At 58.2% G+C, this 13,659-nt stretch carries 12 protein-coding genes; 6 read left to right on the forward strand and 6 right to left on the reverse strand.

Going from position 1 to position 13,659, the window contains the following annotated elements:
- Window positions 1-59: 59 nt before the first annotated feature.
- Genes QQG91_RS05710 through QQG91_RS05720 form a run of 3 tightly spaced genes read right to left on the reverse strand, consistent with a single transcriptional unit; the run spans window position 60 to window position 2,334 of the window.
- On the reverse strand, window positions 60-665 hold the full coding sequence (locus QQG91_RS05710; RefSeq protein WP_285772007.1) for a 2-dehydro-3-deoxy-6-phosphogalactonate aldolase: 606 nt from the start codon (window positions 663-665) through the stop codon (window positions 60-62).
- Window positions 662-1,567 (reverse strand): 2-dehydro-3-deoxygalactonokinase, encoded by a 906-nt coding sequence (locus QQG91_RS05715; protein ID WP_285772008.1) that lies wholly within the window; start codon window positions 1,565-1,567, stop codon window positions 662-664. Before QQG91_RS05715 ends, QQG91_RS05710 begins: the two co-directional genes overlap by 4 nt.
- Window positions 1,564-2,334 carry an SDR family NAD(P)-dependent oxidoreductase gene (locus QQG91_RS05720; protein WP_285772009.1) on the reverse strand — a complete coding sequence of 257 codons (771 nt, stop codon included), beginning with the start codon at window positions 2,332-2,334 and terminating at the stop codon, window positions 1,564-1,566. Before QQG91_RS05720 ends, QQG91_RS05715 begins: the two co-directional genes overlap by 4 nt.
- A 91-nt stretch (window positions 2,335-2,425) precedes the next feature.
- Here QQG91_RS05720 and QQG91_RS05725 point away from each other — a divergent pair, with 91 nt between their 5' ends.
- On the forward strand, window positions 2,426-3,190 hold the full coding sequence (locus tag QQG91_RS05725) for an IclR family transcriptional regulator (protein ID WP_285772010.1): 765 nt from the start codon (window positions 2,426-2,428) through the stop codon (window positions 3,188-3,190).
- 62 nt (window positions 3,191-3,252) lie between these two features.
- Here QQG91_RS05725 and QQG91_RS05730 read toward each other — a convergent pair whose 3' ends face one another.
- Complete coding sequence (locus QQG91_RS05730) at window positions 3,253-5,454, reverse strand: NADP-dependent isocitrate dehydrogenase (protein WP_285772011.1); 2,202 nt, start codon at window positions 5,452-5,454, stop codon at window positions 3,253-3,255.
- A gap of 202 nt (window positions 5,455-5,656) precedes the next feature.
- Window positions 5,657-7,264 (reverse strand): FMN-binding glutamate synthase family protein, encoded by a 1,608-nt coding sequence (locus QQG91_RS05735; protein WP_285772012.1) that lies wholly within the window; start codon window positions 7,262-7,264, stop codon window positions 5,657-5,659.
- A 184-nt stretch (window positions 7,265-7,448) separates the two neighbouring features.
- On the opposite strand from QQG91_RS05735, the gene QQG91_RS05740 reads away from it, so the two are divergent.
- The 5 genes from QQG91_RS05740 to QQG91_RS05760 all read left to right on the forward strand — a co-directional run bounded on the left by QQG91_RS05740 (window position 7,449) and on the right by QQG91_RS05760 (window position 12,869).
- Complete coding sequence (locus QQG91_RS05740; protein ID WP_285772013.1) at window positions 7,449-8,426, forward strand: aldo/keto reductase; 978 nt, start codon at window positions 7,449-7,451, stop codon at window positions 8,424-8,426.
- A 699-nt stretch (window positions 8,427-9,125) separates the two neighbouring features.
- Window positions 9,126-9,554: a response regulator gene (locus tag QQG91_RS05745; RefSeq protein ID WP_285772014.1), complete on the forward strand. Its 429-nt coding sequence runs from the start codon at window positions 9,126-9,128 to the stop codon at window positions 9,552-9,554.
- A gap of 1 nt (window position 9,555) precedes the next feature.
- Window positions 9,556-10,200, forward strand: a complete 645-nt coding sequence (locus QQG91_RS05750; protein WP_285772015.1) for a hypothetical protein — start codon at window positions 9,556-9,558, stop codon at window positions 10,198-10,200.
- Window positions 10,201-10,218: 18 nt separating this feature from the next.
- The gene (locus tag QQG91_RS05755; protein ID WP_285772016.1) at window positions 10,219-12,378 is read left to right on the forward strand and encodes a sensor histidine kinase; all 2,160 of its coding nucleotides are present in this window, start codon (window positions 10,219-10,221) and stop codon (window positions 12,376-12,378) included.
- 212 nt (window positions 12,379-12,590) lie between these two features.
- Window positions 12,591-12,869, forward strand: a complete 279-nt coding sequence (locus QQG91_RS05760; RefSeq protein ID WP_285772017.1) for a hypothetical protein — start codon at window positions 12,591-12,593, stop codon at window positions 12,867-12,869.
- Between the two features lie 40 nt (window positions 12,870-12,909).
- Here QQG91_RS05760 and QQG91_RS05765 read toward each other — a convergent pair whose 3' ends face one another.
- Window positions 12,910-13,491, reverse strand: a complete 582-nt coding sequence (locus tag QQG91_RS05765; RefSeq protein ID WP_285772018.1) for a hypothetical protein — start codon at window positions 13,489-13,491, stop codon at window positions 12,910-12,912.
- Window positions 13,492-13,659: the final 168 nt, after the last annotated feature.

The following is a 13,659-nucleotide window of genomic DNA, read 5'->3' on the forward strand; positions in this document are numbered from 1 at the left end:
TGTAAATACGGCGCAAAATCGCTCATATTTTTCGGTTTAATGGTGTAGCAATCCAGCTCTCAGCCGAATGCTGCGTCAAAAGCATCCGACATGGCCTTGGCCCGTTTGCCGACCTCGGTCGCGCTCAGACCAGGAGTGTAGAGGCTTGTTCCGATGCCGAAGCCCTGCGCGCCCGCTGTGCGCCAGTCGGCAAAATCACTGGGGCCAACCCCGCCCACCGCATAGATCGGGGTCTGGGACGGGAGAACAGCGCGAATGGCCTTGAGCCCGTCGGTGCCAAGTTTGAAGGCTGGAAAAATCTTGAGCCCGTCGGCGCCGGCCCGCAGCGCCGAAAAGCACTCGGTCGGGGTCAGAACGCCGGGATAAGAGAGAAGACCCCGCGCTTTGGTTTCGCGGATCACGTCGGGGTTCGCATCGGGCGAGACGACCATCTGAGCGCCGATTTCGGCCAGACGGCCAACGTCAGCCGTAGTGAGCACCGTGCCCGCACCGATAAGCGCGGCGTTGCCCGCGTGCTCGACCATCCGCGCGATGCTGTCGAAGGGATCGGGCGAGTTGAGCGGGACCTCGATCTTGGTGATCCCGTTTTCGATGAGCGCATCGGTGATCTCGATGCAGTCCTTGGGGGTGAGGCCGCGCAGAATGGCGATGATTTCGCGGGTCATTTGGTGTCCTTGAGGCTAAGATAAGCGGAAGCGAGGCCCGCGAGAGTGGTCGGACCCGAAGGGGCGAGGCGGGCCATTGCGCCTTGGGCGCCGAGCGCCGAGAGATAGGCTTCGGCAAGCTTGTTTTCCCCAAGGATCACAACGTCTTGGCCGAGCCAATAGGGTTTTGCAGCGGCAAGCTCCGCCCCGATCAAAAGTCCCGAGAGCCGTGCGCGCACAGAGGCTTGGTCCAGTCCGTAGAGCAGTGTTTCCGCCCGCAATGAAAAGAGATCGCCAAGGGCCGTTGCGGGCGACGAGATGGCGCGCGAGACCGCCTCCTCGAAAACTTCGGCGTTCCAGCCTTCGCCCATCGAATGCCTGATGACCGTGTGTTCGCTGAGCGCGGCAAAAACCTCTCCCGTCATAAAGGTGCGGAAGCTGACGATTTCATTGGCGCTGATATGCACCCATTTGCAATGTGTTCCGGGAAGGCAGATCACACCGTCGAATTTCGGCTCGCTCGCAAGGAAGCCTTTGATCTGGGTTTCCTCGCCGCGCATCACGTCTGCGGGTTTGTCTTGGGATACGCCGGGAAGGATATGCACCGAAAGCCGCGGGTCTTTTGTCGCAACCTTGGTCGCGGTGAGCGCCGAAGGCGGCTCGCAGGGCGTTTTGGCATAGGGCGCTTCTTGCCAGCCCTGACGCGCCCCCGCCATCCCGCATATGACCACGGGCGTTGTGCGGCCTTCGGGCAGGGCCGCCACGACGAGTTCGAGAAGGGTGGGTTCATACTCGGGCGGGGTGAGTTTCCCCATGCCCTTGGGCGAGGTATGAGAGGCCAGCACTTCGCCCGCGTCGCTCATCAGCCAGACGCGAAGTTGCGAGGTGCCCCAATCAACGGCAATCCAATCGGGCGCGCTCATCCTGTCACCACCACGCCGCCGTCGATCACAAGGGACTGACCTGTCATCATCTTGCTGGTTTTGGAGGCGAGGAAGAGAACGCCGTCCACGATGTCTTGGGGTTCGAGATGATCTTTGAGGCACTGACGCGCTAGATGCGCAGCGAGTCCCGCTGGCGTGGCCCATTTATCAAGCTGCTTTTGCGTCAGCACCCATCCCGGAGCGAGAGCATTGACGCGGATACGGTCGGGACCGAATTCACGCGCCATGCCGCGGGTCATGCCGTTGATGCCCGAATTGGCGGTCACATAGACGGGATATTCGGCGTTGCCCATCATATAGCTGATCGAGCTGAAGTTGATGATCGAGCCGAAGCCCAATTCTTTCATCTGGGGCACGGCGGCCTGAATCGCAAAGAAATAGGCCTTGAGGTTCACCGCAATGAGATCGTCCCACTGGTCCGACGTGACCGAGGCGGTGGTGTGACGCAGATCGTTGGCGGCGTTGTTCACAAGAACCGAAATCGGGCCGTGTGCTTCTTTGGCCTTTTCGATCGCAGCCTGAAGCGCGGCGGTATCGGTGATGTCGCCTTGGATAAAGAGCGGGCGGGACCCTGTTTCCTGCTCCATCTGCGCGACAAAGGCCGAAGCATCCGAGCGGCCGATAAAGGCAACCTTGGCGCCTTGGCGAAGAAAGCCTTCGGTCAAAGCCGCTCCGATACCCGAGCCTCCGCCCGTGATAAAGACCGAAGCCCCTTCAAGATCGTGAAACGTAGCGGTGGAAGCCATCCGAGATCCTTTGCTCTTGTTTCAAATAATGAAACACGTTATCGAATAATGGAATTTGGCCTCAGGGCCGCGTCAGAGTCAAGGTGAATCCATGTCGGAAGGCACAGTCGGCAAAGCAATGTCGGTTCTCGACCTTGTCGCCTCCAAAGGGCGGCCCGTCCGCTTGGTCGAGGTGCAAGACGAGGCGGATTATCCCAAGGCAACGCTCTATCGGCTTTTGCAGTCTTTGGTGAAAGAGGGGCTTTTGACCTTTTCGCCCGAACGCCAGACCTATGCGCTCGGCCTTCGGCTGGTGCGGCTTGCGCATTCGGCTTGGTCACAAAGCTCTCTCGGCCCCGTTGCGCGTCCCGTGATCGAGGCGCTGGCCGCCAAGGTTGGGGAAACGGTGCATCTGGCGCAGCTTGATCAGGGGCAGGTGCTCTATGTGGACAAGCGCAACGCGCTTCGGCCCATCGAGATGTTTTCCCAAGCGGGCAAAGTCGGCCCCGCCTATTGCACGGGCGTCGGCAAGGCGATGCTGGCTTTCCTCGGCGAAGCCGAGCTTGACGCGGCGCTCAAGCGTCAGGCCTTTTACCAACACACGCGCTCGACCCTCATGGGGACCGAGGCGCTGAGGGCAGAATTGGCCGCGATCCGCAAGGCGGGCGTGGCCTATGACCGAGAGGAGCACGAGGCGGGTATCATCTGTATCGCGGTGCCGATCCTGACGGGGGCAGGGCGGGTGATCGGCGGTCTCTCCGTGACTTCGTCGGTGCAGCGTCACAGTCTGGAGGCGCTCGAGGTGTTCCGAGCGCCTTTGATCGACGCGGCGGCGATGATCGCGCGGGATGCCGAGGCGTGGCTCTTTCCTGCCTGAGCGGGCACAAATGAAAAAAGCAGGCCGAAGCCTGCTCTCTCCTGTTTCTAAGTCGACTGCGCTCAGCCGATGATCGCGTTCAGCGTTGCCGAAGGACGCATCACAGCGGCGGTCTTGGCCGCATCGAGGAGGTAGTAGCCACCGAGATCGGCAGGCTTGCCGGCCGACGCATGGATTTCCGCGATGATCGCTGCTTCGCCATCGACGAGAGCCTTGGCGATCGGAGCGAAATGCGCGGCAAGGCCTGCGTCTTCGGTCTGGGCGGCCATGGCTTCGGCCCAGTAACGGGCGAACCAGTAGTGCGAGGTGCGGTTGTCGTTCTGACCGACGCGGCCCTGCGGCGAGTTGCCGTTGACGAGCAGCTTCTGGATCGCTTCGTCGATGGCCTTGGCGTAAACGCCTGCTTTGGCAACACCGCGCACATCGGCGAGGAAGGCAAAGCTTTCACCGAGCGCACAGAATTCACCGAGCGAGTCCCAACGCAGGTGGCTTTCTTCGAGAACCTGCTGGACGTGCTTGGGGGCCGTGCCGCCTGCACCCGTTTCAAACAGACCGCCGCCCTGCATCAGCGAGACGATGGAAAGCATCTTGGCCGAGGTGCCAAGCTCGAGGATCGGGAAGAGGTCGGTGAGATAGTCGCGCAGAACGTTGCCCGTGATGGTGACGACGTCCTTGCCCGCAACCATGTTCTCGAGGGTCCAGCGGGTTGCTTCACGCGGCGCCATGACCGGAATGTCGAGACCTGCTGCCTTGAGCGCGGGGGTCACGTATTTGATCAGCTCGGCATCGTGTGCACGGTTGGCATCGAGCCAGAAAGCACCGAGGCCGGTGGCCTTGACGCGGCGGACGGCAAGACGGATCCAGTCGTCGATGGGCTCTTTCTTGACGGTGGCCGAACGCCAGATGTCGCCTTTTTCGACCGCATGCTCGTGGAGCACTTCGCCCGAGGCGAGAACGATGCGCACGATCCCGTCGGCCTTCATTTCAAAGGTGGTGGGGTGCGAGCCGTATTCTTCGGCCTTTTGTGCCATCAGGCCGACGTTCGAAACCGCGCCACAGGTGGTGACGTCCAGTTTGCCGTTGGCTTTGAAGAAGTTGATCGTCTCGTCATAGACGGGCGCATAGCAGTTGTCGGGGATGCAGCACTTGGTCGGAGCAGGCTTGCCGTCCGGCCCCCAGCCGATGCCGCCCGCGCGGATCACGGCAGGCATTGAAGCGTCGATAATGACGTCGGACGAGACGTGCAGGTTGGTGATGCCCTTGTCCGAGTTCACCATATACATGGCGGGCTGGGCGGCCATGGCGGCCTTGTAATCGGCTTCGAGATCGGCATGGCCTGCGATTTTGGCTTCGAGGTCGCCAAGACCCTGGTTCGGGTTGAAGCCGAGTTCCGCGAGCTTCGCACCGTGCTTGGCGATGAAGTCTTCGAGATAGACCGACACGAAGTGCCCAAAGATGATCGGGTCCGAAACCTTCATCATCGTGGCCTTGAGGTGCACCGAGAAGAGAACGCCCGGTTCCATCGAAGCGATTTCCTGCTTGATGAATTTGCGCAGCTCTTTGACCGAGAGGAAGGTCGCATCGACGATTTCACCTTCGATATACTTCAGCCCGTCCTTGAGCACGGTTTCAGCGCCCGAAGCATCGGTAAAGGTGATCTTGGCGGCCCCTGCCTGAGCGGCGGTGATGGTGGCCGATTTTTCGTTGGCATAGAAATCGTTGCCCGCCATCGAAGCGACGGTGGTCTTGCTGTCCGCGGTCCATTCGCCCATCGAATGCGGGTTCGCCTTGGCGTATTCCTTGACGGCTTTGGCCGAACGGCGGTCCGAGTTGCCTTCGCGCAGGACGGGGTTCACAGCCGAGCCCTTGACCGCATCATAGCGCGCCGCGACCGACTTTTCTTCGTCGGTCTTGGGGTCGGTCGGATAGTCGGGGATGTTGTATCCCTTGGACTGGAGTTCTTTGATCGCGGCGGAAAGCTGCGGCATCGAAGCGGACACGTTGGGAAGCTTGATCACGTTGGCTTCGGGCGTTTTCACGATCTGGCCAAGCTCGGCAAGATCGTCGCTGACGCGCTGCTCTTCGGTGAGATATTCGGGGAACAGGGCGAGAATACGCGCAGCCACCGAAATGTTGCGGGTCTCGACGCTCAGGCCGGCTGCACCAGCGAAGGAGCGGATGATCGGCAGAAGCGATGCGCTTGCCAGTTCGGGAGCTTCGTCGACGATGGTGTAGATGATATCGGGGGTTTTGGTCGTTGCCATGGTGCCCAGTTCTCCGTCCAGTGGGGCCGCGTTGCAAATGGCTTAGCGGCGGGGTGCGGTTTAGCGAGTGGCGAATTCGATAATGTCGCTCGCGATTGGCCACGGCTTATAAAAGGTGGGGCCTTCTGTCAATGTGTGCCATTGTATACAATTGACGCGGGGCGCACTTTTTTGCCCCGCGTTCGCGTTTTCGGGCGCTATGTCAGATGCCGTCGTCTTTGGGTCTGAAACTATCGGCCGAGGCGCGTTTCCAACGGCTGAGATAGCCGAAGCGTTCGTCGTCTTCGCGCAAAAGAAAGCCGTTCGGCATGTAGGGATAGATTTCGTTCAACGTCACCATGTCGCGGTCGTTCTCGCGCTCGATGAAGTGGTAGGGGCTGAATTGACCCGGATGGGTGAGCCCCGCCGAACCCGTCATATCGCCAAGTGCCTTGAGCGTATTTCGGTGGAAGTTCGCGACCCGCTCTGCTTTGTCCTCGGGGACAAGCGCTCGCTGGCGGATCGGGTCTTGGGTCGCGACCCCTGTCGGGCAGTGGTTCGTGTGGCAGGCCTGGGCCTGGATACAGCCCACCGCGAACATGAAGCCACGGGCTGAGTTCACCCAATCGGCCCCGAGAGCGAGGGTGCGCGCGATGTCGAACGAGCTGATGAGCTTGCCCGACGCGCCAAGCTTGATCCTGTCGCGGAGGCCTGCACCGCGCAGGGTGTTGTGGGCAAAGACAAGCCCTTCGACCAAGGGCATGCCCATGTGGTTGGCAAATTCGAGAGGCGCAGCGCCTGTGCCGCCCTCTTTGCCGTCGATGACGATAAAGTCGGGTGTGATGCCTGTTTCCAGCATCGCCTTGACGATACACATGAATTCGCGGCGGTGGCCGATGCAGAGCTTGAAGCCCACGGGTTTGCCGCCCGACAACTCGCGCAGTTGCTTGATGAAGTTGCAAAGCCCGATGGGCGAGTCAAAAGCGGAATGGCTCGAAGGCGACAGACAGTCCTTGCCCATCGGAATATGGCGGGCTTCGGCGATTTCGGGCGTGATCTTGGCGGCGGGCAGCATCCCGCCCTTGCCGGGTTTCGCGCCTTGGCTGAGTTTGATCTCGACCATTTTGACCTGATCGGGGGCGACGGTTTCGGCAAAGACTGAGGGGCTGAAATTCCCGTCGTCGTCCCGGCATCCGAAATATCCTGTCCCCACTTCAAAGATCAGATCGCCGCCCTGTTTGTGATAGCGGCTGATCCCGCCTTCGCCCGTGTCATGTGCAAAACCACCGATTTTGGCCCCACGGTTGAGCGCGGTGATCGCATTGGCCGACAAAGCGCCAAAGCTCATCGCCGAAATATTGTAGAGCGAGATGTCATAAGGCTTTTTGCAATCGGGTCCACCCACGGTCGTGCGGAAGTCCGTGTTCTTGATCTCGATCGGCTGGATCGAATGGGTGAGCCATTGATAGCCCGATCCATAGACCGCCTTTTTGGTGCCGAAGGGCCGCTTGTCCTCGACGTTCTTGGCGCGCTGATAGACCAGCGCGCGGGCATCGCGGGAAAAGGGAACCTCTTCGTCGTCGGCTTCGAGCAGATATTGTCTGATCTCGGGGCGGATCATTTCGAAGAAATAGCGCACGTGTCCGAGGATCGGATAATTGCGAAGCACCGCGTGGCGGGTTTGGGTCATGTCCCAAATCCCGAGCAGGATGATCCCCGCCAGAAGAACCTGTATCACCACTAGGGCGGCGCTTTGCTCGAAGGCAAAGGTGACGGCAAAGAGAAACGTGACCAGAACGAGGCTGGTATAGCGCGAAACGAGAAAAGACATGCGTCCTCCGTTTGATGGCGTTGCTCGGACCTTAGCCCCAAAGTCACCGTCTGAAAACCGCCAAGTCGGGCGGATGCATGGATGCGTTTTACGTGCATGGTCCAACGTGGGGCGTTGACTCCTATTGTCTGAACGGTTTGTCATCGCGGCACTTTAGCAAAGGCGATATCAAAGAGGTTCGGCGATGAAACAGCGACAGCTCGGCACAGGCGGCCCGATGGTCGGGGCAATCGGTCTCGGCTGCATGAGTTTTGCAGGGGTTTTCGGTGAAACCGACGAAGCCACATCGCACGCCTGTCTTGATGCCGCTGTCGAGGCGGGGATCAATTTCCTCGATACCGCCAATGTCTATGGCATGGGGCGGTCCGAAACAGTGATCGGCACTTGGCTCAAGAAGAGCAAAGCCAAAATGGTGCTGGCCACCAAAGTGGGCATCCAGCGCAATCCCGAGCGCCCGACCAACAACGAGCCCGCGCATATTCGCTCGGAACTTGAAGGGTCGCTAAAGCGCCTGGGGGTGGAGTATGTGGATCTCTATTACCTGCATCGCCGTGATCCCCTGACCCCGATCGAAGAGGCGGTCGGGGCGCTTGCCGATCTTGTGAAAGAGGGCAAGATCGGCGGTTACGGCCTCTCCGAGGTCGCGCCCTATACGCTCCGCCGTGCCCATGAGGTGCATCCCTGCATGGCGGTTCAGAGCGAGTATTCGCTTTGGACACGTGCACCCGAACTCGGAATGATCCAGGCCTGTGAAGAGCTGGGCGTTGCCTTTGTCCCGTTCTCGCCGCTCGCGCGCGGCGTGTTCGGTCGCGCCTATCCCGAGAGTTTCGAACCACAGGATTTCCGCACCAATATCCCGCGCTTCCAAGGGGATAACTATATCCGCAACAAGGCGATCGTCGACAAATTCCGCGCCTATGCTGCCGACAAGGGCTATACTACGGCCGAGCTTGCCTTGGCGTGGCTTTTGGCCAAGGGCGACAACCAGATACCGATCCCTGCCACGCGGACGGCAGATCATCTCGGGGATTGGGTCGCGGCTGATTGCATTACGCTCACTGCCGACGAGATTGCCGAGATCGAAAACATTCTCCCCGTCGGCTTTGCGTTCGGCGACCGTTACAGCGACGACATGGCCAAAACGGTGGAGCGTTACAGCTGATCTAGCGAAGGCACGGGGCCTTTGATTTCCTGCGGATATGACCTCGGGGTATTTTGGCTTGCGGGCCGGAACTTGGACAATGCCCTGCGCACGGCGCTGGTCGGTGGCATGGGGGATTCGAACGGGTCGAGATCAGCGCAGGTCCCATCATCGAGAGCCGCGCTTATATCCGCTATCTCCACCACAACATCATTCGATGTGACCTATTGCGATGCCAAGTAAAAGCGCGGTTTCAGGCCGAGAAAGCACGGCTCGACACAAACCTGCACCGTTTCTGTTTGAGCGCCGAGCGCAAAGCCGTTCGGTGTTGTCCGATTTGCTTCCCTAAGGCTCAGCGGCACGTAGGCGAGTCAATTCAAGGTTGCTGTCTTTCGGCAATTCCGACGTATTTTATATCCCAAAGTATATCTACATATCCTTAATCGAAACGTCAGCGGTGCGAACCAAGCTTTTCGCATTCGGGGTGCGGGTGTATCCTTTGGGGTATTAAAATGGCCCAAAGGGTATTCTGATCGTGTCAGAATGATACTGGCCCAATCATATTAGAGACAGTTCTTTGCGACTTCGGCTCGTAAGGGCCTGACGACGTGTGAAGTAAGTATCGCTGGTTTTGTGACTGGTTAAGAGTTTTCGGGTTCGGGTCGGAGCCGCCGACATCCCCAGCCGCAATGCCTTGATGCATTTGAGAAGGTAAATTGTATGGATCAAATTCACATGCTGCTGGTCGAGGACAATCCCGGGGATGTCCTTTTGACGAAAGAGGCACTCAGGGATTCAAAAATTCGGAACAATATGACTGTGGTCGGCACAGGCGAAATGGCTCTCGATTTCCTCTATCGGCGCGGTGACTACGAAGAGGCCTCGCCGGTCGATTTGATCTTGCTTGATCTCAACCTTCCGGGGGTGGACGGTTACGAGGTTCTCGAGATCATCAAGCAGGACGAAACACTCAGGCGCGTTCCCGTTGTGGTTTTGACCAGTTCGGCAGCCGAGGCAGATCGGCTCAAGAGTTATAATCTCCATGCGAATTGTTTTGTAACCAAGCCTCTGGGGGCAGAGGCCTTTTTTTCGATTGTCCGCCAGATCGAGCAGTTCTGGCTTAATATTGTCGGCCTTCCCCCGAGGTAACATGCAACCGATTGAAGCAGACGTTTTGGGTCTCTTGGTGCGGGCGCTCAGTCACGATATTGCGGCACCTTTTCGCACAATCAGCGGGGCCGCCGCGATCCTTTCGGGTGGGCGTGACGAGAACGAGATTCTCCCTCTGATCATCGACGCGTCCGACGAAGGCGCGGCGCAGCTTGGTGTTCTGGTTGGTGCGCTTCAATTTATGATCGAGCCAAAGGACGTGGTGGCAGTTCCCGTTTCGCGGCAGCTCCAATCGTTTGCCCTGGGAGGCGCGGTTCTCGTCGAGACCTGTCTGTCCGACGATCTCGCACCTCAACTCCCTCGTGGCGTTTTCGACCGAATTTGTCGGCTCTTGGCCGATGCGGTTCGGGTTTGGGGCGTGGGCGGCGTCGGTCGGATCTCAGCCGTCGCAAGCGAGAAAGGCAGCGCCATCGTTCTTGGCGCCGATTTCCTGACCCAATCCATCAGGCCGCGCGCGCTCGAGCGCTTTTTTGTCCCTGTGAAACAGAACTACTTTGACTGCTCGGAAGGGCATGTGCCCTTGGCATTCCTGATCAAGGTTGCTGCGGTCAAATGCGGGGGGGATGCCGCAATCCATCTTTCCGAGGAGGGGCGAGCGCGTCTGACCCTCACGATCCCGATTTAGCACGAGCGGGGATCGAGCATGTCGGGCCAAAGCACCAGTAGAACACTTGTCCAGAGCCTGATCTTCGGCGCGTTGCAGGTGCTTGTCTTGTCGCTTGCTCTTACTGATTTGGTCTTCTGGATCATGCGCCCTGTCGTGCTCAACGATCTTGCGCAGATTCTGGGCAACGGCATGTCCTTTAATTCGGCTCTCTGTGTTTCGTTGCTTGCCGCATCGGCTCTTTTGGGGGGCAAAGTCTTGCCTCTCAGGCTTGCGCTCTCGCTGGTCGCACTCGGGATTTGCGGTGCCAAAATGGCCTATTTCGTCGGCCTGACCCATTACAACATCGACTTTCTGTTTCATTCCGATGCTCATTACAGGGTCGGGATGGGGGATCAGACGGCGATGGCTTTGGGGTTTATCGCGTTCGATCAAGTGATCCGCACCAAGGGAACGAATACATCTATCGCCGACTTGTTTCGGTTTCTGGCGCTCTGGATGGGGGTCATCGGTGTTCTCGATAACCTGTTGAGCTTTTCGAGCGTAGGACATTTCTCGGGCAAACCGGATCAGATGTCGGTCCAGACAGCCCTCTCGATTGTGCTGCTCTGCCTGTCGCAATGGCCGAAACTGGCAACGGTGCGCAACCTTGAGGATGTTTCGCGGGTGCTGCGTCTCAAGGAGTACGCCATTACCATTGCGATCCTCTTCTTCGGGGTCTTGGCATCCGAGGAAAAGCGGCTGATTGCGCAGGATACAACCGCCAAGGTCCTTCAAAGCGACGCTGCGATCGTCGCGCATACGCTCGAGCAAAACGTTGCACTGGTTGCGGGCGCGGCTTCACAAGTTCTTGCGCAACAAAACGACCTCGCTCAGCGGCAATCTGCGTTTGGCTATGCACGGATATTCCAAGCATTGGACGGTGGTCTGGCGCTTTATGATCCTGTGCGGCGAAACGGAGGGACACTTGAGGCCTTTATTCTGGAAGCCTTTGCGCTCGAGGTTGATCCTCGGCTTTCGGTGGGCTTGGAGATCAGCGACACTTCCAGTCTCGATCTACGGGTTATGGGCGGGGTCGAGGAAAGCGGTAAGCCCTATCTTCTGTATTTTGCGATGGAGCGCGACGCGGAGGACGGCCCCGTCCTCGTTGTTGTTTCGCGGCCGATGGGCGTGATTTTCAACTCTCGCGCCACTTTGGAGCAGGTGTTTGTCGGGCTTTCGATCGAGGACATTCAGGTGCTCGGATCGACTGCAGTCAGCCAGCTGAACCCAAATCGGACCGTGGTCAAAGACTTTGTTTTGGGAAATCGCAATTGGTCCTTATCACTCTTCGCAACCCCGGTGTTTACCGCGAACTTCGGACCGCTCTCGCTTGGCTGGATTGTGCCGTTCATTGCTTTCGTGGTCGGGTTTGGCGCGAACCGGACGATCCTGGCCCGTGCGCGGTTGCATGAGCTGCAGGCTTTGAACAAGCAAAATCAGGAGATCATGGCCAAGCTCGAGCAGCAGAACCGCGAGCTCTCGCAATTCGCCTATATTTGTTCGCACGATCTCAAAGAGCCGTTCCGCATGGTGTCGACCTTTTCCAAGCGGCTCAGATCCCAACTTTATTCCACCGATCTCAAGGACAAGGTCGCCGAGCAGTATCTGGATATTCTCAGTGATGCCGGCGACAGGGCAGGGCTCTTGATCGAGGATTTGCTCGCCTACACCATTTGCGATGACGAGAGTATCCCGCGTGACCGGATCGACCCGGTGCCCGTCATTCAGGAATGCTTCGAGTCTGCAAAACTCATAAAGCCAGAGCGGGAAACCCGTTTCAGCTATGGCAATTTCACGATGCTGAATGTGAACCGACTACAGTTCAAGCAGATATCACAGAACCTGATCGACAATGCAGTGAAGTACAGCAATTCCGAAGGTCCGATCGAGATCGAATATTTCACCCGTCTGGTTGGACGGGATATCGTCTTTGTGGTCAAGGACAACGGAATAGGTATCCCCGAGAAGCATCGCGACAAAGTCTTCGGCGTCTTCAAGAGACTTCACGCACGCGACCAGATTGCAGGAACGGGTATCGGGCTGGCGATCTGTGCCAAGATCGTCGCTGCCTATCATGGAAAGATCTGGGTTGATCCCGATTGTTCGGAGGGGACAGAGATTTGTTTCACGCTCCCTGCCGCGTCCCAAAACAAATAACGGGTTCAGGGGCTTGGGCGGTGGAGCGGGAGAAACCCGCCTCTTTTCCGCAAGAGCGAAAAAGAGGCGCTTCTACTCGATACGCTGGAGGTCTTACACGCATAACGAAAATGGGAACACAAATTGACCGCCTCTCTCTTTGGTAGTATCAAGATGACAGTCAAGTCAAGTTGCCAAGTGTCAAAATGATCTTTGCAAAAGGATAGGAACCTATGCTTACCAGTGCCGTTGCGAAAATGCGTTCCATGTTGCTCGAGATGGAAAAAGACCTCGGTCTTGCCGAGCTCTCCGAGGCGCAGCGCGACGTCCTTTATGCGATCACGCTCCTGTCGGCCAAGGACGGCATAGCGAATATCGAGGATATCCAGTCGCACGAGCTGACGCAATTCATCAGCCGTCCGACCCTGTTCCGCGCACTCACCGTGCTGTCCGACAAGAAGATCATCCAGCGTATCGGCACCGAACGTTCCGGCAAGTATCAGGTGATCTGAGGCCTGCTAGTCTCAATATGCGGCGAGTTTGCGTCCCGTCCTAAGGGCGTCCGAACAAATGACGCGCCCGAAAGAGCCCGAGGGCTAAGCCGAAACACAAAATCGTTCCCGTCGTGTCCCCGAAAACAAAGGCGAAGAGCACGGGGCGCAAGAGCTCGGAAAAGATTTCTGTCTGGTAAACGAGCCCGTGGCCGATCGAATTGAAGAGCGACGACACGATGCCCCCGAAAATCAGGTAGCGCCAAGTATCGCGGCCGATCGAAGCAAGATCTGGTCCAAGCGGGACCCCCAAGAGCCGCAGCACCGATATTCCAAGCCAACCCGACGACGCCCCGACAAGCCATGTCAGAGCTTTGGATGACGTGATTGCGACATCGGGCGTCACGACGAAATGACCGACGACCGCAGCCGCAAGGAGATAGAGCACAGAGCGCCAACCGAACAGCCATGCGGTCAGAACGCGCACCCCATGGGGAAGGAATACAAGCAAGGCATAGTCTGTCAGGCTTGGAGAAATCAGCGTCTGAAGCGGAACGACCACAACGTCCATGAGCCAAAAGCTCAGGGTGTAAAGCACCGAAACAACAGTGATAATCAGAGCTTGCGCTTGGATGTTCTTCACGTTTCCTCCTCGTAAGCAGGGTTCGAGGATAGTCGTCTTGGTATGCCCGTGAAACCTTATTTTCGCAGTTTCCCGCGGCCCTATACCTTTGCTGTGGGCAACGAACTCCGAGATGGAGCGGCATTGATCCCCATGCTGCGTTGCGCGGCTGATGGAGGCAGAGAAAAT

This window comes from Marivivens sp. LCG002 (assembly GCF_030264275.1).
Taxonomy (GTDB): Bacteria; Pseudomonadota; Alphaproteobacteria; order Rhodobacterales; family Rhodobacteraceae; genus Marivivens.

Bases quoted from the DNA above. Each gene is read 5' to 3' on its own strand.
- QQG91_RS05710 (WP_285772007.1), bottom strand. From the start codon at position 665: ATGACCCGCGAAATCATCGCCATTCTGCGCGGCCTCACCCCCAAGGAC.
- QQG91_RS05715 (WP_285772008.1), bottom strand. From the start codon at position 1,567: ATGAGCGCGCCCGATTGGATTGCCGTTGATTGGGGCACCTCGCAACTT.
- QQG91_RS05720 (WP_285772009.1), bottom strand. From the start codon at position 2,334: ATGGCTTCCACCGCTACGTTTCACGATCTTGAAGGGGCTTCGGTCTTT.
- QQG91_RS05725 (WP_285772010.1), top strand. From the start codon at position 2,426: ATGTCGGAAGGCACAGTCGGCAAAGCAATGTCGGTTCTCGACCTTGTC.
- QQG91_RS05730 (WP_285772011.1), bottom strand. From the start codon at position 5,454: ATGGCAACGACCAAAACCCCCGATATCATCTACACCATCGTCGACGAA.
- QQG91_RS05735 (WP_285772012.1), bottom strand. From the start codon at position 7,264: ATGTCTTTTCTCGTTTCGCGCTATACCAGCCTCGTTCTGGTCACGTTT.
- QQG91_RS05740 (WP_285772013.1), top strand. From the start codon at position 7,449: ATGAAACAGCGACAGCTCGGCACAGGCGGCCCGATGGTCGGGGCAATC.
- QQG91_RS05745 (WP_285772014.1), top strand. From the start codon at position 9,126: ATGGATCAAATTCACATGCTGCTGGTCGAGGACAATCCCGGGGATGTC.
- QQG91_RS05750 (WP_285772015.1), top strand. From the start codon at position 9,556: ATGCAACCGATTGAAGCAGACGTTTTGGGTCTCTTGGTGCGGGCGCTC.
- QQG91_RS05755 (WP_285772016.1), top strand. From the start codon at position 10,219: ATGTCGGGCCAAAGCACCAGTAGAACACTTGTCCAGAGCCTGATCTTC.
- QQG91_RS05760 (WP_285772017.1), top strand. From the start codon at position 12,591: ATGCTTACCAGTGCCGTTGCGAAAATGCGTTCCATGTTGCTCGAGATG.